General features: G+C 43.3%; 19 protein-coding genes. 9 read left to right on the forward strand and 10 right to left on the reverse strand.

Annotated features, from left to right (window positions below; translation table 11 throughout):
- Position 1 precedes the first annotated feature (1 nt).
- Together priC and E2K93_RS13450 are read right to left on the reverse strand one after the other, a co-directional pair.
- A complete protein-coding gene (priC, locus tag E2K93_RS13445; protein ID WP_189637777.1) occupies positions 2-643 on the reverse strand; it encodes a primosomal replication protein PriC in 642 nt (213 codons plus the stop codon).
- Positions 643-1,422 (reverse strand): sulfite exporter TauE/SafE family protein, encoded by a 780-nt coding sequence (locus tag E2K93_RS13450; RefSeq protein WP_135439598.1) that lies wholly within the window; start codon positions 1,420-1,422, stop codon positions 643-645. The genes priC and E2K93_RS13450 overlap by 1 nt, the downstream gene beginning before the upstream one ends.
- 513 nt (positions 1,423-1,935) lie before the next feature.
- On the opposite strand from E2K93_RS13450, the gene E2K93_RS13455 reads away from it, so the two are divergent.
- The 8 genes from E2K93_RS13455 to E2K93_RS13490 all read left to right on the forward strand — a co-directional run bounded on the left by E2K93_RS13455 (position 1,936) and on the right by E2K93_RS13490 (position 11,842).
- Complete coding sequence (locus tag E2K93_RS13455; protein ID WP_135439599.1) at positions 1,936-4,569, forward strand: TonB-dependent receptor; 2,634 nt, start codon at positions 1,936-1,938, stop codon at positions 4,567-4,569.
- 867 nt (positions 4,570-5,436) lie between these two features.
- The gene (locus tag E2K93_RS13460) at positions 5,437-6,363 is read left to right on the forward strand and encodes a class I SAM-dependent methyltransferase (RefSeq protein WP_135439600.1); all 927 of its coding nucleotides are present in this window, start codon (positions 5,437-5,439) and stop codon (positions 6,361-6,363) included.
- A gap of 521 nt (positions 6,364-6,884) precedes the next feature.
- Complete coding sequence (locus tag E2K93_RS13465; RefSeq protein WP_189637778.1) at positions 6,885-7,652, forward strand: DUF3450 domain-containing protein; 768 nt, start codon at positions 6,885-6,887, stop codon at positions 7,650-7,652.
- Entirely contained in the window at positions 7,652-9,010 is a 1,359-nt protein-coding gene (locus tag E2K93_RS13470) for a MotA/TolQ/ExbB proton channel family protein (protein ID WP_135439602.1), read from the forward strand. The genes E2K93_RS13465 and E2K93_RS13470 overlap by 1 nt, the downstream gene beginning before the upstream one ends.
- Entirely contained in the window at positions 9,010-9,534 is a 525-nt protein-coding gene (locus E2K93_RS13475) for a MotA/TolQ/ExbB proton channel family protein (protein WP_135439603.1), read from the forward strand. The genes E2K93_RS13470 and E2K93_RS13475 overlap by 1 nt, the downstream gene beginning before the upstream one ends.
- Before the next feature lie 12 nt (positions 9,535-9,546).
- Positions 9,547-9,951 (forward strand): ExbD/TolR family protein, encoded by a 405-nt coding sequence (locus E2K93_RS13480; protein ID WP_135439604.1) that lies wholly within the window; start codon positions 9,547-9,549, stop codon positions 9,949-9,951.
- A 2-nt stretch (positions 9,952-9,953) separates the two neighbouring features.
- Positions 9,954-10,580: an energy transducer TonB gene (locus E2K93_RS13485; protein WP_135439605.1), complete on the forward strand. Its 627-nt coding sequence runs from the start codon at positions 9,954-9,956 to the stop codon at positions 10,578-10,580.
- A complete protein-coding gene (locus tag E2K93_RS13490) occupies positions 10,580-11,842 on the forward strand; it encodes a tetratricopeptide repeat protein (RefSeq protein WP_135439606.1) in 1,263 nt (420 codons plus the stop codon). The genes E2K93_RS13485 and E2K93_RS13490 overlap by 1 nt, the downstream gene beginning before the upstream one ends.
- Positions 11,843-12,079: 237 nt before the next feature.
- Here E2K93_RS13490 and can read toward each other — a convergent pair whose 3' ends face one another.
- A complete protein-coding gene (gene can, locus E2K93_RS13495; protein ID WP_135439607.1) occupies positions 12,080-12,679 on the reverse strand; it encodes a carbonate dehydratase in 600 nt (199 codons plus the stop codon).
- A 133-nt stretch (positions 12,680-12,812) separates the two neighbouring features.
- On the opposite strand from can, the gene ppiC reads away from it, so the two are divergent.
- Complete coding sequence (ppiC, locus tag E2K93_RS13500; RefSeq protein ID WP_135439608.1) at positions 12,813-13,091, forward strand: peptidylprolyl isomerase PpiC; 279 nt, start codon at positions 12,813-12,815, stop codon at positions 13,089-13,091.
- A gap of 6 nt (positions 13,092-13,097) precedes the next feature.
- Here the strand turns inward: ppiC and E2K93_RS13505 are convergent, their stop codons facing one another.
- From E2K93_RS13505 to E2K93_RS13535, 7 genes are all read right to left on the reverse strand, one after another.
- The gene (locus tag E2K93_RS13505; protein ID WP_135439609.1) at positions 13,098-13,259 is read right to left on the reverse strand and encodes a DUF2897 family protein; all 162 of its coding nucleotides are present in this window, start codon (positions 13,257-13,259) and stop codon (positions 13,098-13,100) included.
- 88 nt (positions 13,260-13,347) lie between these two features.
- A complete protein-coding gene (trpA, locus tag E2K93_RS13510; RefSeq protein ID WP_135439610.1) occupies positions 13,348-14,169 on the reverse strand; it encodes a tryptophan synthase subunit alpha in 822 nt (273 codons plus the stop codon).
- A complete protein-coding gene (trpB, locus tag E2K93_RS13515; RefSeq protein WP_189637779.1) occupies positions 14,169-15,389 on the reverse strand; it encodes a tryptophan synthase subunit beta in 1,221 nt (406 codons plus the stop codon). The genes trpA and trpB overlap by 1 nt, the downstream gene beginning before the upstream one ends.
- Before the next feature lie 20 nt (positions 15,390-15,409).
- Positions 15,410-16,801, reverse strand: coding sequence for a bifunctional indole-3-glycerol-phosphate synthase TrpC/phosphoribosylanthranilate isomerase TrpF (trpCF, locus tag E2K93_RS13520; RefSeq protein WP_135439611.1), 1,392 nt, complete (start codon positions 16,799-16,801; stop codon positions 15,410-15,412).
- Positions 16,794-17,801 carry an anthranilate phosphoribosyltransferase gene (gene trpD / locus E2K93_RS13525; protein WP_135439612.1) on the reverse strand — a complete coding sequence of 336 codons (1,008 nt, stop codon included), beginning with the start codon at positions 17,799-17,801 and terminating at the stop codon, positions 16,794-16,796. The genes trpCF and trpD overlap by 8 nt, the downstream gene beginning before the upstream one ends.
- Positions 17,801-18,427 (reverse strand): aminodeoxychorismate/anthranilate synthase component II, encoded by a 627-nt coding sequence (locus tag E2K93_RS13530; protein WP_135439613.1) that lies wholly within the window; start codon positions 18,425-18,427, stop codon positions 17,801-17,803. Before E2K93_RS13530 ends, trpD begins: the two co-directional genes overlap by 1 nt.
- 1 nt (position 18,428) lies before the next feature.
- On the reverse strand, positions 18,429-20,060 hold the full coding sequence (locus tag E2K93_RS13535; protein ID WP_135439614.1) for an anthranilate synthase component 1: 1,632 nt from the start codon (positions 20,058-20,060) through the stop codon (positions 18,429-18,431).
- Positions 20,061-20,451: the final 391 nt, after the last annotated feature.

Raw genomic sequence — 20,451 nt, forward strand, 5'->3', positions numbered from 1 at the left:
TCTAACCACGCTTCTCACTGTCTTCTATTTTACGTTCAAGATCGGCAATGGCACGACGGCAACGTCCCAACCGCTGATGTAGGGCAAAAATCGACTGCTGCAATGCGTTTTGATTTGCGCCGTTAGAGCGTTTGAGTTTTTGTTCTTCTTCGCGGATCATCAATTCTAAACGACTTTCAAAGCCGCGGTATTCAACCAACTTGCTATGCATCTGGTGTGCATTCATCATTACCGACTTAGCTTGACTGTGCTGACGATTATCCGATTGGCGCTGGTTATAACGTCGTTTGTTAATTTGCAGGCGATAATCACTGTCTTTATGGCGATTAGGATCTGATTTTAAGGCAACGATAATGGCACTGATTTGTTGCTCAAGTTGCTCTAACAAAGAATCAGCCAATTGTTTATGGCCTGCATTTTGTAATGCAATTAGATGATTCAGTTGCTTGTCGACGTAACTAACATAGTGACTAAATTCGGTACTGCTGACGGGAAAAAGCGTTTCAGAAAACAGCGCTTGCTCTTTTATATAATAATGACTTTTACGGTCCTTATTAAGTTTGTCGGTCGCTTTTGCATCACTATGCAATTGTTTAACCATTGATTGCAGGCGCATATACAACTGTTTATTATTTGCAGCCATTACGCTATCCATGCCGAATAGGCTAGTTTTAAAGCCATGATCACCACCACCGTTATAAAGATTGGTCTGATAAATTTACTGCCGTAACGAATCGCTGAATGGGCACCAAGCCACGAGCCAACAATCATAAACAAGCCCATTGCTAAGCCATAAATAATATTTACTTGGCCTAGATACAAGAACACTATCAAGGATACAAAGTTACTAATAAAGTTCATGCTTTTTGCCATGGCAGAACTTAGTAATATGTTCATCTTATATAAAGCAAGGTTAGAAACAACCCAAAAGGTGCCTGTCCCAGGTCCTGCGATGCCGTCATAAAACCCTAACACAAAGCCCTGAATTTTTTGCTTTATGTTCAGCGATGAATTCTTTGCGGGCAGGTCGCAACATTCGGTTACCGCGGTTTTGGTAAACAAGGTATAAACAGCACAAAGTAGTATGATTATCGGCAGCACTTTATTTAACATCGCGCTGCTCATCAAGTTGACGGCGATGGTACCGATGGCTGCACCAACGGCTGTGGCGATAGCCGAATAAAGCCAAAATAAAGGATCGAATAGTTTCTTGCGGTAAAAGGTGATGCTTGAGGTAAATGAGCCAAAACAAGCCGCCAATTTATTGGTTCCCAAGGTTAAGTGTGGCGGTAATCCCGTTGTTAACAATGCAGGTACGGTAAGCAAACCACCACCACCGGCAACAGCATCAATAAAGCCAGCAATAAAACCAATTAAGGACAGCAATAATAAAAGATAAGGGTCGTTAAATATTTCGATCATCAATAAACATTAGCGTTTTTTGCCCGCATTTGCGTGTGAATCGACATTATTCAATAGCCAGAGTGATATGTGAAACTATTTCTTATTTTTTTAATGGATGAAAAATGTTCACGCATAAGTTTTGTTGTTGTATTTGTAAACAATAAATGCCAAACACAATGAAGATATGTGAATGCTTTTGGTTAAGTTGCTGTAATTGTTGGGTTTATTGGTTGTTGTGTGGTGTATTTTATAACCGGTTAGGGTGTTGTTTAATCTACTTTGGTTGAATAAATAGTCAGATAAGTGTCGATTTTATGCGCAAATTAGTGCGACCAAAGGTAACCAAATGTAATCAACTGTTAAAAAAGTTTAATTTTGTGACCTATATGTTGTTGACCTGTTAAAGAAAATCGTTTTATTATCACTGTCGACAGATCAGGTCTAACCGACCTAATAAAAAGAAAACTAACAAAGCAACATAGCTTTGAAATCAAAACAAACGAATCACTTAAAGTGGTCCAGGGAGTAAACATGTATAGCAATAACAAACTTGCTAAGGCAGTTCGTCTTGCCCTTATGTTCGGTGCAAGCGCTACAGCTGGCATCTCTGCAAACGCATTTGCTGCAGACGAAGCTTCAGCTGAAGAAGACGTAGAACGTATCGAAGTAACCGGTTCACGCATCAAGCGTACCGACCTTGAAGGTGCTTCTCCAGTTACAGTAATGACTGCAGAAGACATCAAAGTAGAAGGTAACTTCACCGTAGCTGATGCGCTACGTGGTTCATCTTTCAACTCATTCGGTTCTTTCTCTGAGCGTTCAGGTTCATCAGCTCAGTCACAAGCAACCATCAACCTACGTGGTGCAGGTTCTAACCGTACTCTAGTTCTACTAGACGGTAAGCGTTTACCTGGTTCACCAACTCTAGGTGGTCAATCTGCTAACCTTAACGCCATCCCAATGGCTGCTGTTGAGCGTATTGAAATCCTAACTAACGGTGCTTCTTCTACCTACGGTTCTGACGCAATGGCTGGTGTTGTTAACATCATCCTTAAGAAGAACTACGAAGGTTTAGAGTTCAACATCGGTGCTGGTCAACGTGACCAAGACGAAGGTACGACTTCGAACGAATTCTCTGTAATCGGTGGTTACTCTACTGATAAAGGTAACATCACGTTCTCATTCGATCACCAACGTCGTGAAGGTATCGCTGACGGCGACCGTCCTTACACAGCTGCTAAAACTAACGATCTAAACGGTGACGGTGCGATTGACATCTACACTGGTGAAGCAGATGGTTGGTCTTGGTACGGTGCTTCTGTATTTGCTCCTGATTTCTCAGAAGTACAAGCATCTCCACTTTGTGATGACTTAGCTGCAGAGTACGGTTCTGACGTATTCATGAAAATGAATGCTCAAGCTGGTACAGGTTACCCAGGTGAAGTTTGTGCATTCGCATACGCAAACGTTTCATACAACACCGCTTCTGTTGACCGTAACACGTTATTCCTAGATGCAAACTATGAAGTAGCTGAAGACGTAGAATGGTTCGGTCGTGCGATGTTCGTACAAAATGAATCTTTCGGTCGTTACGCTCCACCAGCTGCTCCATGGGCTAACATTTCTGCTGACAACCCTAACAACCCTTACGGTGTTGATGGTGCATACGGTCTATTCCGTTGGGTTGGTATCGGTACTCGTGACGGTATCGTTGACGATTACAACCAAGATTACCTAACGGGTCTTCGTGGTGAACTAGACTGGAACAATGCTTCTTGGGAAGTTTACTACCACAGAAACATCGCTGATAACAAATCAGTTGGTCGTTACTACCTTTCATACGGTGGTTTAGCATACAACGAAGCTAACGGTATCGACTTAGGTTCTGAAGAAGGTGTTGCAAACATGAAAGCAACTACTCTTCAAGATTCTTCTTCAACGTTTGACCAATACTTCGCTGGTCTAGGTTTTGACTTCCTAGAGCTACCAGGTGGCGACATTGCTCACTACTTCGGTGCTGAGTACATGGAACAAACTTACTCAGATCTATACGACGGTCAGTCTGAAGCTGGTCTAATCGGTGGTTCTGCAGGTAACTCTGCTGCCGGTGAGCGTGACATTACTGCTTTCTTCTACGAAGCACAAATGCCAGTAACTGACAACTTAGAGTTGAACTTTGCTGCTCGTTACGATGATTACTCAGATTTCGGTGACAACACTGCGCCAATGGCTGCTCTTCGTTGGGAACCACTTGACGGTCTAGTAGTTCGTGCATCTTACTCAGAGTCTTTCCGTGCTCCAGGTCTAGATGAGCTTAACGCTGCAACAACTTTCTCTGCTGAAGCAGCGACTGATTACCGTCAGTGTGAGTCACAAGGTGTTGCTCCTGAAGATTGTCCAGAGCGTCAATTCGACACGTACTACAAGTCTAACCCAGACCTAGGTGCTGAAGAATCTGAATACACTAACTTAGGTATCGCTTGGGATATCACTGATGACATGGGTGTTAAAGCTGACTACTTCATGCTATCAATTGATAACGCAATCTCTACTAAGACTGTTCAATCACTATTGACTGATGAAGACCAAGGTGAAATCACTGCAGTTCTTCCAGGTACTGACGTTTCTGACGAGACTTTCTACCTAATCCGTTCTCCAGGTGGTGGTCTTCTTGAAGCTGGTACTGGTTACTTCAACACTGAAGATACTCTAGATATCGAAGGTCTTGATTTAACTTTCAATGCTAACTTCGAAACTGGTTTCGGTGACTTCCGTTTCAACATGGTTAACTCTTTCGTATTCGAATGGGGTTCAGACATCGATTACGCTGGTACTGCAGGCGCTCCTGATCACAAAGCGGTTGCTACTATCGCTTGGTCAATGAACGACTTCAGCCTAGCTTGGACTACTAACTACACTGCTTCTACTTCAGAATCTTCACGTGTTGTTGATGGCAAGCTAGAAGAAGACGGTAAGTTGGATGACTGGACTGTTCACCACGTAACTGCAACTTATGATGCAGGTAACTGGGGTGCACTTACTTTCCAAGTTAACAACTTAACTGACGAAGACCCAGTATTGAACTCTCTAGGTCAATGGACCGATCAAAACTTGTACAACAACTTTGGTCGTGACTACCGTGTAAGCTACAACATCAAGTTCTAAGAACTGATAGTAGTTACAAATTGAAAAAGGTCGCTTCGGCGACCTTTTTTTGTACATGGATGTATTTATCCTGCCGAGCCATGGATGGAGGATAGGGAGGGTTTGTACATGGATGTATTTAACAGCTCATTGGCTTCCTGCCACCGCTGCATACCTCACATCCTTGTGCATATTCTGCCGAGCTATGGATGTATTTATCCTGCCGAGCCATGGATGGAGGATAGGGAGGGTTTGTACATGGATGTATTTAACAGCTCATTGGCTTCCTGCCACCGCTGCATACCTCACATCCTTGTGCATATTCTGCCGAGCTATGGATGTATTTATCCTGCCGAGCCATGGATGGAGGATAGGGAGGGTTTGTACATGGATGTATTTAACAGCTCATTGGCTTCCTGCCACCGCTGCATACCTCACATCCTTGTGCATATTCTGCCGAGCCATGGATGGAGGATAGGGAGGACTTGTGCATGGATGGATTTAACAGCTCATTGGCTTGCTGTAACGCCGGCTTTTGTCACTACGGGTCTATTTACACTAATCCAATTTAATCAAACCAATTCAGCGCTATCTAAAGCAAATCAGCGCGACTCTAAACTATCTCTTGCCATATCAATGCGATACAAGCGTTATTTTGAACTTTACCGCCATTGCCAATAGGCATTAGCTTTATTGCCATCTATCGGCTCTGGCCTGTTAAAAAGACAATAAAGCAATAGCCTTTAGCTGACGCCTATCTGTTTACTAATGAATCTGGCTTTATTGGTAAAGATTTGACCCGAGATATCACCATTTCGCCTTTAAATTTCCTTGCCAATACGTCACAACAGGGCATAATCTAGGCATCGAAAAAAAACGGAATAAAAAATGAGTAATTATTGGAGCCAATATTGGCAACAAGGTCACTTAACGTCATTTGGCGAAGACATCAAGGGCAATTATTCGGGGCCTTTAAAGCAAGTCTGGCAGGCATTGTTTGCACCACTTAATGAATCGCATAGAGTGTTGGATATTGCGACCGGTAACGGCGCGCTTGTCTCCTTATTGTATGATGACAATATACAAAATTCGTTGCCGGCTGTTGATGCCATTGACTTAGCCAAACTACAAATCGAATCATCCTTGTTAACACGGTCTGAGACAACCAAGTTTCATGATCATGTTAATGCCGAAGAATTACCATTTACCGATGATTGTTTTGACTTAATCGTCTCTCAATTTGGTATTGAGTATGCTAATTGGAACAAAACCTTAGTGCACGTGGCTCGTTGTTTAAAGCCTGGTGGCAAAGCTCAGTTTGTCGTCCACAATAGCGAATCGACTATCGTTAAGCCTAACTCTGCAATTTTGAAAATGAATATCGAACTTGCAAAGAAAGGTGGGCCAATAGATACCTTGAAATCTTTATGCCAGACGCTGCAAAAACAAGGTAAAGGCGCACCGCTTGCGGAAAAACATCGTAATAAATTGAACAAGATCATGAATAAACTTGTCCAACAGGACGAATATGCCTTCAAAGCAACCAATTTTCACTTGTTGGCAAGGTCTTGTATGCAGTCAATTAGCCAAATTGAGCAAGTTAGTTCGTTGTTTTCTGCCTTTGAAAGTGAGCGAAAGGGCAGTGTAGAGCGACTATCTGATCTTATTAACGCCGCTGTTGATGACAAACAAAAGCGTAAAATAACACAGCTAATTGCCGTTAATGGTCTTAAATTAGAGCTGTTTGATGTGGTTTCTAATGAGCAAAACCTGCCGTTAGCATGGCAAATTCAGCTGGTAAAACCGCTAAAATAAGAGAGGTGGGTGGCGAAACATTAATCAGATTAAGCAATGGTTATCGTTTACTTTTTAACCTAAGGTGTTGTTAAAATAGCCAAACTTTACTATTGTAAGCCAAGGCAGCCGATATGTTACAAATTGATCAAAATTTTATATTTGACTATCGCTCTGACCTTAGTAAGAATGTTACCCGAATGCAATTTCGTTGTTGCTTTCCATAAAAAGGTTAAAAAAAGTACGTATCTTGTGCTTTTTACACACATTCTTGTCGATTAATGCAAAATGTTTGACATTAGCGGCTAGCTATTGTCTTATATAGAGCTGTCTTTTTATGAGAAACAGAGCAGGAACCATAATTTTGCTAACGTAACGTGTTGTTTACGACACATTAGGTTAACACTGTTGTGTTTCTGTTTTATTACAACTTGAGAGCACTGATTGGGTTATAATCTGTAGCCTCTTTCAGATCCGGAAATCCATATATAGGATTTAATGGAACAAAGTTAAATAGCAATTGGTTGGGAACTATGTCCAAAATGAGCAAGAAAAGCCTAATCGCGTCTACGATTATCGGCGCTTTGGCTTTAGCAGGCAGCAACGTTGCTTCTGCTAGCAGCCTAAACGAACTTCAGAAGGCTGAAGCGGTTAAAGTAAACGCATCAGCTAAGTCACAAGATAAAATCAACAACATCTACGAGCAAACTCAAGAGCTTCTAGCTGAGTACCGTAATGTTGTCGATGAAACCGAAAACTTGAAAGTGTATAACAATCACATTCAGCGTTTGGTTGATGATCAGCAAGCAGGTATTGATTCGCTAGAGCGTCAAATCGGTACTATTCAAGACACCAAAAAAGGTGTTGTTCCTCTAATGTACAAGATGATTGAATCATTAGAGAAATTTGTAGCTGCTGATATCCCTGTAAACCTTCAAGATCGTGAAGAGCGTCTAGCACGCCTTAACGACGTGATGACCCGTCAAGGTATCTCTGTAGCTGAGCAATTCCGCTTAGTTCTAGAAGCATACGAAATTGAAACCGATTACGGTTCAATGTTCTCTGCGTACCAAGGCGATCTACAATTTGAAGGTCAAACTATCACCGTCGACTTCGTACACATGGGTCGTACTGTATTAGTTGCTCAATCACTAGATTTGAAAAACGCTTGGATCTGGGATCACAGCGAGCGCAACTGGAAGTCTTTGGAAGACGAATACCTAAGCCCAATCACTAAAGCAATTCGTATGGCTCGTAAGCAGTCTGCGCCTGACTTAGTTAAACTACCAGTATATGCAGCGGGTGAATAATGAATAAGTTTATTAAAAACGCAGCAATTGCTGCGACTATGGCTCTTACAGCTGGCATGGCGACTACTGCAAACGCTAACCAGTTAGACGACCTACTAAAACAGATCAAAGCTGATCGTGTATCAGAAGCAAAACTTGACAAAAAACGTGAGCAAGAATTCTTGTCTGAGCGTTCTGACAAGCAAGCGCTTTTAAATAAAGCGAAAGCTGAGCGTAATGCTGAAAACGAACGTAACCAACGTTTGACTAAGCAATTTGCTGACAACGAAACCACTCTTACTAATAAAGAAGCCGAGCTTGAAGCAGCTAAAGGTGACTTAGGTGAGATGTTTGGTGTTGTACGTCGTGCATCAGGTAACGCCTACGGTCGTATCGCTACTTCAGTAGTTAGCGCTCAATACCCAGGTCGTGAGCAAGTACTTGAGAAACTAGCTAACGCAAAAGAAATTCCAGTTCTTTCTGAATTAGAAGAACTTTGGTTTGCTCTTCAAACTGAGATGACTGAGTCTGGTAAAGTTGCTACTTTTGAAGCAGAAATTACTAACTTAGACGGTTCTAAGAGCCCTTCATCAATTACTCGTATTGGTTCTTTCAACCTTATCTCTGCAGATGTTGGTTACTTGAACTACAACGATGAGCAATCACTAATTCAACCTCTAGGTAAGCAACCAGGCGGTTCTATCGTTGGTACTGTAGCACCATTCACTGAAAACACTTCAGGCTATGCTGCTCTATACCTTGATCCGTCAAAAGGTACAATCCTTAACCTAGAAACGCAAAAAGCGACTTACGAAGAGCGTTACCACCAAGGTGGTACGGTTGGTTACGTAATCACTGTTGTTCTTGTATTAGGTCTATTAATCGCTCTTGAGCGTCTAATCTACCTAGGTGCTATGGGCGCGAAAATCCGTGCACAGCTTAAGAACACAGCGCAACCTAACCCTAACAACCCATTAGGTCGCATGCTACAAGTTTACAACGAGAACAAAGGTGTTGATGCCGAGTCTCTAGAACTTAAACTTGATGAAGCAATTTTACGTGAAACTCCGAAGGTAGAACGTGGTATTAATATCATCAAAATCTTCGCAGCTATCGCTCCGCTACTAGGTCTACTTGGTACAGTTGTTGGTATGATTGGTACTTTCCAATCAATCACACTATACGGTACTGGTGACCCGAAAATCATGGCTGGTGATATCTCTATGGCACTTGTAACAACTGCTATGGGTCTAATCGCTGCACTACCACTAATCCTAATCCACTCTATTGTGGCAGGTCGTGGTAAGCAAATCTTCCACATCCTTGACGAGCAAAGCGCTGGTATCATCGCTGAGATCGCCGAGAAGGAGAAACAGTAATGTTATACCTGATAGAGCTTTGGGAATCTGTCAGGGAATTTATAGCCACCGGTGGTGGGGTTCTATACTTCGTTGCCGTGGCACTCTTCTTAATGTGGATATTAATGATTGAGAAGTATTGGTTCTTAACAGCAGTTTACCCGAAAATGAAAGGCGACATTGTTGCCAAGTGGGATGCTCGAACTGATACGACTTCATGGTATGCTCATAGAATTAGAGATACATGGATTTCTGAAGCGACAGAGATATTAGATGCGCGTATGCTGACTATCAAAACTCTTGTAGCCATGTGTCCACTTATTGGTCTGTTAGGAACTGTAACCGGTATGATTGCAGTTTTCGAAACAATGGCTACACAAGGGACAGGTAACCCTCGCCTTATGGCGGATGGTATCTCAATGGCAACAATCCCGACAATGGCGGGAATGGTAGCGGCTCTATCTGGTGTATTCTTCAGTACCAGATTAGACGCAAAAGTAAAAATGGCGAAGGCTAAGCTAGTTGATAGCTTGCCTCATCACTAGAGAGATTTTCACATGGCACGTAAACGCATTCGTGAAGACGACGAAGCTGCAGTAGATATGACGCCGATGCTAGACATCGTATTCATTATGCTTATATTCTTCATCGTAACCACTTCATTTGTTAAAGAAGCTGGTATTGATGTGCAAAAGCCGAAAGCGGCCAATGCAAGTAAAAAACCATCTGCGAACATCTTTATTGCTGTTCGTGAGAATGGTGAAATCTGGATGGACAAGCGTGTAGTTGATGTAGAGCGAGTTTCCGCTAACATCGAAAAACTACTTGCTGAACAACCAACCGATATCGTAATTATCCAAGCTGACAAAGGCGCTAAACACGGCGTAGTTGTTAAGGTTATGGATGCAATCAAGGATGCAGGAATCGATAAGATCTCCATTGCTGCAGCATCGGGTGGTTAATTATGGTTCGCTTTTTAGTATCAATACTACTAGGCGTTGCTGTAACCTTTGGTTTATTTGTCTTCATGGCATATTTGATTTCAGGTGGCGCCAAACGTAATGCCGATAATCAGGATTCTGTAATTATCGATATCGTTTCAGCTCCTCCTGAGTCGAAAGTCCAGGAACGCAGACGAGTACCACCACCGCCGCCGCCGCCACCTAAGACTCCGCCGAAGCCACAAGCTCCGGAGCCAGAGACAAGTAACGATAACTCAGGTGTATCGTTTAATGTTCCTGGTGTTGAGTTGTCAGGTACGAGTGCGGGTATGGATGCACCAGGTGCAGGTTTTGGTCGCGATGGTGAAGCTACACCAATCGTTCGTATCGAACCTAAATATCCTATCCAGGCAGCGCGTGACGGTAAAGAAGGTTGGGTACAGCTACGTTTCACTATCAATGAAGTTGGTGGTGTAGAAGATGTAGAAATTATTGCCGCACAACCAAAGCGTATATTCAACAAAGAAGCCAAACGAGCGCTTCGTAAGTGGAAATATAAGCCTAAAGTTGTTGATGGTAAGCCGATTAAACAAACCGGTATGACAGTTCAGCTTGACTTCAAGATGAACCAAGAAGGAGGGGCACAGTAATGTTGAAAAAACTACTTAGCACTTCTGCTGTAATCGCATTGGTAGCAACGTCTACTTTATCCGGTACAGCGCATGCATACGCGAATTGTCCAAAGGACCCAAACGCTAAAAAACCTCGTACCAAGATTGTTGGTCCGAGCATAGGTAAAAAAGTACAGAAAGCTTTCGAAGCATACTCTGAAGATCGTATTGACGACGCTTTAGATATCTTGTTAGCCGTTGAAGCAAGCAAACCGTACGATCGTGCGTATATTGATCGCTTCATCGCTAACATGTATGCAACCAAAGGTGGCGATAGCTCTAAAAAAGCGTTGCCTTTCCTTGAAAGCTCTGTAAAAGACCAGGTGCTTAATGAAAAAGAGCATGCTGATACCATCAAACTACTTGCTGACTTGCAAATGCAAGAAAAGAAGTATCAAGACGCATTAACTAACTATGCAGCTTGGATGGACTTTACCTGTGAAGAAGACGCTAACACGTACGTTAAAATTGCCCAAGCTCACTATGAACTTAAGCAATTGGATAAAATGATTGAGCCAGCGGATAAAGCAATTGCTTTATTCAAAGAGCCTAATCAAAACCCGTACATTTTGAAGTTAACGTCTTACTACGAGCGTAAACAATACAAGCCTGCAGTAGGTGTATTGGAAGAAGTATTGCAATTGTTCCCAGAGAACAAGCAATGGTGGACTCAACTAGGTATGTTCTACACCTTGGTTGAAGACTATAAGAAAGCATTGTATACGCTAGATATTGCGTATCAACAAGGCTTCCTTACTAAAGAGTCTGAAATCAAGATGCTTGCGAACCTTTACCAACAAGGTGATGTTCCATACAAAGCAGCAATGCTGATGGAAAAGTACATTGATAGTGGGTTAATCCAGCGCACAGATGCGAACTTGTTTACTATGGCAAACGCATTCCATGCAGCGCAGCAAATTGATACAGCAGCAAAATACTTCGGTGAAACTGCGAAATTATCAAATAACCCTAAACACTATCGTCGTCAAGGCATGCTACTACAGCAGTCTGAGCGATTTGACGAAGCGACTGTAGCTCTTAAAAAAGCTATTGAGTTAGGTATCGAAAACACAGGCTCTGTCTATATGACTCTAGCTGAAGCATACTTCTATCAAGAGAAGTACTCTGAAGCGACCAAGATGATTAAAGAAGCGCAAAAAGATCCTAAAACTCGTAAAGCCGCTCGTGCTTGGGCATCTTACATCCGCGATACAGCAGATCGTAAGAAGAAACTTGGCTAATCCCAGTTTCTGCGATGAAAAAACCAGCTTCGGCTGGTTTTTTTATGTCTGTTATTTGATGACCAAGTGTCAAATTACGGTTGCTAACAGAGCGTCTCGCCATAGTCATCAGCGTAAGCATTAAGCATTAAGCATTAGGCATGGGGCATCTTGTATGACGCTATCGTTGTTAATAAAGCATAAAAAAAGCCAGAGGGAACTCTGGCTTTTGTATTTGTTAGCTGAGGTGTGCAGCGGTTAAAGCGGCGCGTTTACGCTGACATCAAGGTCTTGCAATACACCATCTTTAAGGTTGTAGATAAAACCATGAATAGTGACTTTTTGACCACTTTCCCACGCATTGATTAAGGTTGTTGTGTTGGCTACGTTAGCGACTTGTTCAACAACGTTTAATTCACACAAGCGATTGACACGCTCTTCACCTTCTAAGTGTTCCATTTGTTCTTTATTGAAACGGTAAACATCACTGATGTGACGTAACCAGTTATCAATTAAACCGTATTGGTTTTGATCTAATGACGCGGCAACGCCACCACAGCCATAATGGCCACATACGATAACGTGCTTAACTTTTAGCACTTCAACGGCATATTGGATTACTGATAGGCAATTAAGGTCTGTATGGATTACCTGGTTGGCGATATTGCGATGTACAAACACTTCTCCTGGCATTAACCCCATTAATTGGTCAGCAGACACTCGAGAGTCAGCACAGCCAATCCATAAGTATTCAGGTGATTGTTGTTTTGATAACTTTTCAAAAAAATCTGGTTGCTCTTGTTTTATTTTTTCCGACCAGGCTTTGTTATTTTCAAATAGATTATCTAGGTTTGCCATAGTTAATATCTCCACAGTGATTTGCGCTATTGTCCAGAATTATAATGCAGCTGTAAAGATGCAACTGGTCTGAGTTATAATAACCGACAGGTTTTTTGTATATTCTAATTTTCACAATTTTAGTGAGGTTTCTATGGCCACAGCATGTGCCCGACATATTTTGGTAAAAGATAAAGCAATGGCTGAAAAGCTAAAAAAACAAATCGAAAAGGGCGAAGATTTCGGTAAGTTAGCGAAAAAGCATTCAACCTGCCCATCTGGTAAGAAGGGTGGTGATTTAGGGGAGTTTCGCAAAGGCCAGATGGTAAAACCATTTGACGATGTGGTGTTTAAAAAAGAAGTGCTTAAAGTGCATGGCCCAGTGAAAACCCAGTTTGGTTTTCATCTGATTCAAACCATTTATCGCAGTTAACAGCAATTATTTGTTGCTGTTATCTTGCGCATCGAGTTGCTTGTTGCGTTCTTTAATGCGTTTAAGTTGCTCATCACTGAGATTAAATTTTTTCGCGCTTTTATAGACGACATAGATACCACTGATGATAAAGGCAATGATCAGGGTGATGATCCAAAAAGTAGACATACGTTCTCCTTGCTGTGCTTACACTATACAAAAAAAGGGAATGCAGTGCATTCCCTTTTCTATGTCGATATTAAAATGAAAACCTAAGCTAGCTCGCCGCTTTCATGTCTTTAACAAAGCGACTTAATGCGTCTAGCATCATAGGGTTGTCATCAAGGTTTTCGGCGATAATATTGACCACCGCACTGCCACTTATGGCGCCATCGGCACCATTGTTCATTGCTTCAGATACTTGCTGAGGTTTAGAAATACCAAACCCTAATACCGGTGCCGGAGCATGATATTGACGTAAGGTATCGATCAACTCTTTACCGGGCATATTGGCTTTAACTTCCGTACCGGTAACACCAGCTCGGCTTAATACATAGGTATAGCCCTTACAATGCGCGGCAACTTGCTGCAACGTCTCGTCACTGGCGTTTGGCGGGGCGATAAAGATTGGTGCAATACCATGCTTAGCAGCAGCCGTCTCAAACGGTTTACTTTCTCGCATTGGCACATCGGCGATTAATACTGAGTCGACCCCAGCGTGTTTCATATCGGCGTAAAAGCTATCAATACCGCGGGCAAAGACTAAATTAGTGTATAGAAGCAAACCTATTGGTATATGCGGTGCATAAGCGCGAACTTGTTGTAAAATATCAATACAGATATCGGTATTAATACCCGCATCAAGCGCACGCTTTGCCGCCAGCTGAATGGTTAATCCATCGGCACTTGGGTCCGAATAGGGGATACCCAGCTCCAACGCATCGGCACCGTTATCAATAAGGGTTTTAATGATGGCAATAGATTGCTCTTTATTAGGATCGCCAATAGTAACGAATGGGATAAAGGCCCCTTGTTGTTGCTGTTCAAGCTTGTCGAACATATCTTGATAGCGTTGACCTAACTGACTTACTTCAGTCATTAGCTTTTCTCCCGATAATTTTCACCAGACAAAATCCCCATAACGTGACTCAAATCTTTGTCACCTCGACCGGATAAATTAACCAATATCACCGTTTCCTGTTCGGCGCTTTCGGCTATTTTTAACGCATGCGCTAGCGCATGAGATGATTCTAAGGCTGGAATAATACCTTCATTGCGTGATAGAGCTTGAAACGCTTCTAGTGCTTCATCATCGTTAATCGGTACGTACTGGGCACGTCCTGTTTCTTTTAACATTGCATGTTGTGGTCCAACACCTGGGTAATCCAAGCCCGCAGATACCGAGTAAGACTCTTCTATCTGACCATACTTGTCTTGCATTATGTAGGTATAGGCACCGTGTAACATACCTTTGCTACCAGCAACCAGTGTGGCGCCATGATGGTGAGTCTGAACGCCTTTACCACCGGCCTCAACACCAACAAGTTTAACCTTGTCTTCATTGATAAAGTCGTGGAACATGCCAATCGCATTTGAGCCGCCACCGACACAAGCGACAACGTAATCGGGCAAACGACCTTGCTCTTGCAATATCTGTTGTTTGGCTTCGATACCGATCATCTTTTGAAATTCACGGACGATGGTTGGAAACGGATGCGGGCCTGCTGCCGTGCCAAGTAAATAGTGCGCGGTATCGTAATTTGCCGACCAATCTCGAAGCGCTTCATTAACCGCATCTTTTAAGGTGCCAGAGCCGGCTGTTACCGGGATTACTTTTGCGCCCATTAATTCCATTCGAAACACATTCGGTTGTTGACGGTCACAGTCAACTTTACCCATGTAAACGCGGCATTTTAGACCTAATAATGAGCAAGCAATTGCTGTTGCAACACCGTGTTGACCGGCGCCGGTTTCGGCGATTATTTCGGTTTTGCCCATGCGTTTTGCCAGTAGCGCCTGACCTAAAACCTGATTGGTTTTGTGCGCACCACCGTGTAATAAATCTTCTCGCTTCAAATAAATCTTCGAATTCGGGTTTTTCACCAAATTACGACACAAGGATAATGGCGTGGGTCTACCGGCAAATTTTTCCAGTAATTCATTAAATTGCTGTTGAAAATCTTCATCGGTTTGGCTGTCGACAAAAGCTCGTTCAAGTTGCTCTAGTGCGGGTACCAGTAATTCACTGACAAACATGCCGCCGAACTCGCCAAAGTAGGCATCCATGGTTTTGTCTTTCTTGTTACTTAGGTTGGTCATCGTTGGTTACCTAATAAATATTAATACTGTCTCAGCAGAGCAAAGGCCTGCTGTATTTTGTCGGCATCTTTAACACCTGGTGCCAGTTCCAAGCCGGAATTTAAATCAACACCTTGCATATCTTGATCGTTTAGCAGTCTTATCGCGCAGTTTAAATTGTCGCAATTGAGTCCACCGGCTAACAGGCATTGACTAAAGTCGTTATTGCTTGTTTGCACTATTGACCAGTCAAAAGCTTGTCCTGAACCGCCTTGTTTGTTGTCCAATAAGTACAGATCGGCACCTTGCGTAAATGGCGCTATCTCCGCGTCCACAGGCAATGCTTTAATGATGCGTATTTTATCATCAAGTCGTTGTTTTAAAGTGTTAATGTATTCGCTATCTTCGTTGCCATGCAGTTGCACTGCGTTGATGTGCAATTGTTTGCAAATGGCGGTGACATCGTCGATGTGTTGATCTTTAAACACTGCAACGTAATCGATGCCGTGTTCAAAGCGTTCGGCGACTTGTTGTTGCACGTCAATGGCTTGCTCAACAGATATATAACGAGGTGACTGTTCAACAAAGATCATTCCAGCCATCACGGCGCCGTTTTTAGCGGCAGCGATAACATCGTCAGCTCTGCTTAGGCCGCACACTTTGTTGTTGCCATAGATTAAGCGACGACAGGCAAGATCGATATCCTCTTCTGCCATTATTGAGCTACCGACTAAAAAGCCATTCGCTAACGGCGCCAGCTCTCGTACTTGTTTATTGTTGTAAATACCTGATTCAGAGATTATTAATCGGTCATCAGGGATCATCGTCGCAAGCTCAAAGGTGGTGCTTAAATCGGTACTTAAATCACGTAAATTACGATTGTTAATACCGATGAGCTTGGCATTTAAATCGATTGCGCGCTGGGTTTCTTCTACATTTGATACTTCCGTTAATATCGCCATATTGTAGTGTTCAGCGACCTTGGCCAGTGCTTTGTATTGTTGATCGTCCAATACGCTTAACATCAATAGTATGGCGTCGGCACCATAGTAACGGCCCAAATGAATCTGGTATTCATCGATAAAAAAGTCTTTATTAAGAACCGGGCATTGCACTGTTTGGCGAACTTGCTGTAAATAATCGTGTTTACCCTGAAAATATTTATAGTCGGTCAACACCGATATCGCCGCCGCATATTGTTGGTATACCGAGGCGATTTCAACGGGGTCAAAGATATCGCGAATCAACCCTTTTGATGGTGAGGCCTTTTTGCACTCAAGAATAAAACCGGCATTGTCTTGTGACAACGCCGCGTACATATCGCGATCTGTTGGCATTAAATCGTCTATAAACTCAGCCAATGGCATTTGCTGCTTTAAGGCGTCAACTTCGGTACGTTTATCGGCGACAATTTTTTCTAGTATGTTAGCCATTACTTACCTCAACCAACGCTTTAAGAGTTTTTGCGGGCAAGCCTTGGCCAATGATCTCGGTCACTTTTTCTGCCGCTTGTTGTAAATCATCGGCTTTGCCCGCTAAGTAAAGTAGGGCCGCCGCATTGATGATCACCGCTGCGGTATGAGCAGGGGCGCCATGACCTTCAAGAATGGCCATGCTATAAGTTGCGTTTTCTTCAGGTGTGCCGCCTTTGATTTGTTCTAGCGGGTGAGTGGCCAAGCCAAAATCGCTCGGTGATACGATATGTTGAGTAATTTGCGCGCCGTTGATTTCGACCACCTCCGTCTCGCCATGTATCGCCACTTCATCTAAACCACTACCATGCACGACCCATGCCCGTTCGACACCGGTTAATTGCAACGCTTTAGCCATTGGCATCAATAACGCATTATCGTATACGCCAAGCAACATCACTTTGGGAGCGGCAGGGTTGACTAATGGGCCAAGGATATTAAATAAGGTTCTAACGCCCATTGCCGCTCGTACAGGTGCGGCATGTTTAAAGCCCATGTGATAGCGCGGCGCAAACAAGAAGCAAGTACCTGCGTGCTCAATGCAATCCAGCGCTGTTGATGGTGCCATGTCCAGTTTCACACCAAACGCTTCAAGTAGGTCGGCTGAACCGGATTTGCTTGAGACACTGCGGTTACCATGTTTGGCGACATCAAGACCACAGGCGCCAGCGACCAGTGCCGCTGTGGTGGATATGTTTATGGTGTTGTGCCCATCACCGCCGGTGCCGACACAATCGACTAATTTGCGGTTGTTCTGTGGAAATGGCGTTGCTGCGGCGCGAATCGCTAACGCAGCGCCGGCAATCTCTTCTGGCGTTTCCCCTTTGATGCGCAAAGCGGTTAATACGCTGGCAAGCAAGTTAGCGTCAACGTCACCGTGAATGACCTCAGCAAAAAATTGTTGGCTTTGCTGCTGAGTTAAATCATTACCGTCGATCAATGTTTGTAAAATACTCATCATCATTCCTTGTCAGTTTGGCTTGTTAGCCGTTCTGTTGATGTTAATTCACCGGTTAAGTAGGCAAAACTTTGCGCCAATAACACACTGCCTTTTGAGGTCAGTAACGATTCCGGGTGAAATTGAAAACCAAGAACTTTGTCGTCTTGGTGCGCGAGTGCCATCACCAGCTCATTATATTCAGCGATGACCTCTAAGCTATCGGGCATTTTTGTCGCAACTAATGAATGATATCGGGCCACAGGTAACGGCGACGGTAGTCCTTTAAAAGGGCCAAAACCATCATGGACAATACTCGACGCTTTGCCGTGGACAATCTCGCCAGCACGGTCAACTTTGCCACCGTAATGCTCAACCAAGGCTTGATGACCTAGGCAAATACCTAATATGGGGTATTGTCCTCGACACAAATCGATCAATGCCATTAAGCAACCAGCGTTTTGCGGATTACCGGGGCCAGGTGACAATACCAATATGACATCGTCTGATTCTTGTTGCATTTTGTCGTAAATAAACTGCGCATCTAGGTTGTTACGATATATCACCGGCTCATAACCTAAGCGCTTAAACTCATCGACCAGGTTGTAAGTGAACGAGTCAAGATTATCGAGCATATATAATTTGGTCATTTTAAGCTCCTTGCTCGTGCACAGCGTCTACGTTGGCATTAGCGATGCGAATCGCATTTAGCACCGCTTGCGCTTTTTGTCTGGTTTCGTCGGCTTCCGCTTGGGGCTGTGAGTCATAAACGACACCTGCTCCGGCTTGCACTAAGGCGCGGCCGTTTTGGACAAAGGCAGAACGAATCACGATACACGTGTCCATTTCACCTTGGCCGGTAAGGTAACCAACGGCGCCACCATAACTGCCACGGCGTTTGCCTTCTATTTGGCGGATAAGTTTGGTTGCCATCACTTTAGGTGCGCCGGACAACGTACCCATATTCATACAGGCTTGATAGGCATGCAGGGCGTCAAGTTGCGGCTGTAAGGTGCCGACGACGCGAGACACTAAATGCATAACGTGTGAATAGCGGTCCACTTTCAATAATTCGGCGACAAAGCGCGTACCGCCTTCGCTAACTCGGGCAATATCATTGCGGGCTAAATCCACCAACATCAAATGCTCAGCTTTTTCTTTTTCATCGTTACGTAATTCCAATTCAATACGACCATCAAGATCGTCACAATAACGGCCATCGCTGCGAAAGCCGCGTGGACGAGTACCGGCAATCGGGTATAGCTCAACTTGGCGTGATTCACTGGAAAACTTTAATGCCGATTCTGGGCTGGCACCAAATAAACAATAGTCCTGATCTTTTAAGTAAAACATATAAGGGCTTGGGTTGGTTTTCTTCAACGCCTTATATGCAAGTAGTGAGTCTGGGCATGGTAAGCTAAAACCACGGGATGGCACGACCTGAAAAATATCACCGGCTCTGATGTTTTCTTTCAAGGTTTCTACTTGTTGGCAAAATTGCTCATCACCAATATCGACATCGGCGTGTTGCGTGGTTTTACGTTGCAAATCCAGATCAGCGCCGATGTAAGCTTTTTCACAACGAAACTGCAATTCTGCCAATCGTAATTTACTTTTTAAGATGTAGTCATCATGACGGCTGTCATCGGTTATCAAGCTATTGACGATGATTTCACTGCTTTGTTGTTGATGATCGATAACAATCAAAGATTCGGCAAAATAAAATACATAATCAGGGCAGCTGTTTTCTCCGTCTTGAACCGTTGGCAGGGTTTCGCTCATGGTAATTAAATCAAATGAAAAGCAACCGCCTAAAAACACCGAAAATGGGTGGTCGTCACTTTTAACTTGTTGAATTTGGCGAATAACTTGCATTGGGTTGGTGGCCAATAATCGCGACATTTCATCGAGTTGCTGGACATTGTCTGCAAATTCGACCACTAAAGTATCGTTGCTTAATTCAAGGCTTATTTGCGATTGTTGTGCCAATGTTGATTGCAAGTAGCTTAACAATAAGTGGCCTTGTTGTTGCAACGCAGTGATGGTTACTTGATTGCCATTGCATACGATTTTTAAATGCGCGTCGACAAGAATAAGAGACTTTAATGCGCGCTTATCACTTATTTCGGCCGACTCGAGCAATAGCGAATGCTCACTTTGTTGGCTGAGTTTTTGATATAGCGCTAATGGGTCTGACTGATACGGTGCAGCCAGCGTTTGCGTGCAAACTCGTAATGAGTCGCAAACCGCAGATAGATTGTTTTGTTCAGTGTTGGTATTCATGGTTTACCTTAATGTGTAATTCGAGATTATTTATCCGGCGTAAAGTGGCTGAAGCCACCAGATAAACCACGTTTTTACTTTATTTGTTAACATCTTATAGAATTCCGTTTAATTTCAGAAAGTGTCGTTTTTTATATCAAATCAGATTTACGAATATGCCCACTCGGGTGATCAGTAAGCAAATACAAAAAAGCCCGCTATAAGAGCGGGCTTTAGAAAAACTGCATGCAGCAAGACTCATAACCCACTAGTCAAGGTTATGCCACCACCAGATATTTGTCATTGTTGCTGCGTTTGTCATCATTATTTCAATTCGTTTGTTGTTCAGAGCAGCGTATTCTCGGTTAAATAGCGTACGTTGCCTGTTAATTTCAACTGTAAACACGTAAAA

The sequence above is a fragment of the Thalassotalea sp. HSM 43 genome (genome assembly GCF_004752005.1).
Classification (GTDB): Bacteria; Pseudomonadota; Gammaproteobacteria; order Enterobacterales; family Alteromonadaceae; genus Thalassotalea_A.

What these genes read in the sequence shown, in the direction of transcription:
- priC (WP_189637777.1), bottom strand. Translation starts at nt 643, where the DNA reads ATGGCTGCAAATAATAAACAGTTGTATATGCGCCTGCAATCAATGGTT.
- E2K93_RS13450 (WP_135439598.1), bottom strand. Translation starts at nt 1,422, where the DNA reads ATGATCGAAATATTTAACGACCCTTATCTTTTATTATTGCTGTCCTTA.
- E2K93_RS13455 (WP_135439599.1), top strand. Translation starts at nt 1,936, where the DNA reads ATGTATAGCAATAACAAACTTGCTAAGGCAGTTCGTCTTGCCCTTATG.
- E2K93_RS13460 (WP_135439600.1), top strand. Translation starts at nt 5,437, where the DNA reads ATGAGTAATTATTGGAGCCAATATTGGCAACAAGGTCACTTAACGTCA.
- E2K93_RS13465 (WP_189637778.1), top strand. Translation starts at nt 6,885, where the DNA reads ATGAGCAAGAAAAGCCTAATCGCGTCTACGATTATCGGCGCTTTGGCT.
- E2K93_RS13470 (WP_135439602.1), top strand. Translation starts at nt 7,652, where the DNA reads ATGAATAAGTTTATTAAAAACGCAGCAATTGCTGCGACTATGGCTCTT.
- E2K93_RS13475 (WP_135439603.1), top strand. Translation starts at nt 9,010, where the DNA reads ATGTTATACCTGATAGAGCTTTGGGAATCTGTCAGGGAATTTATAGCC.
- E2K93_RS13480 (WP_135439604.1), top strand. Translation starts at nt 9,547, where the DNA reads ATGGCACGTAAACGCATTCGTGAAGACGACGAAGCTGCAGTAGATATG.
- E2K93_RS13485 (WP_135439605.1), top strand. Translation starts at nt 9,954, where the DNA reads ATGGTTCGCTTTTTAGTATCAATACTACTAGGCGTTGCTGTAACCTTT.
- E2K93_RS13490 (WP_135439606.1), top strand. Translation starts at nt 10,580, where the DNA reads ATGTTGAAAAAACTACTTAGCACTTCTGCTGTAATCGCATTGGTAGCA.
- can (WP_135439607.1), bottom strand. Translation starts at nt 12,679, where the DNA reads ATGGCAAACCTAGATAATCTATTTGAAAATAACAAAGCCTGGTCGGAA.
- ppiC (WP_135439608.1), top strand. Translation starts at nt 12,813, where the DNA reads ATGGCCACAGCATGTGCCCGACATATTTTGGTAAAAGATAAAGCAATG.
- E2K93_RS13505 (WP_135439609.1), bottom strand. Translation starts at nt 13,259, where the DNA reads ATGTCTACTTTTTGGATCATCACCCTGATCATTGCCTTTATCATCAGT.
- trpA (WP_135439610.1), bottom strand. Translation starts at nt 14,169, where the DNA reads ATGACTGAAGTAAGTCAGTTAGGTCAACGCTATCAAGATATGTTCGAC.
- trpB (WP_189637779.1), bottom strand. Translation starts at nt 15,389, where the DNA reads ATGACCAACCTAAGTAACAAGAAAGACAAAACCATGGATGCCTACTTT.
- trpCF (WP_135439611.1), bottom strand. Translation starts at nt 16,801, where the DNA reads ATGGCTAACATACTAGAAAAAATTGTCGCCGATAAACGTACCGAAGTT.
- trpD (WP_135439612.1), bottom strand. Translation starts at nt 17,801, where the DNA reads ATGATGAGTATTTTACAAACATTGATCGACGGTAATGATTTAACTCAG.
- E2K93_RS13530 (WP_135439613.1), bottom strand. Translation starts at nt 18,427, where the DNA reads ATGACCAAATTATATATGCTCGATAATCTTGACTCGTTCACTTACAAC.
- E2K93_RS13535 (WP_135439614.1), bottom strand. Translation starts at nt 20,060, where the DNA reads ATGAATACCAACACTGAACAAAACAATCTATCTGCGGTTTGCGACTCA.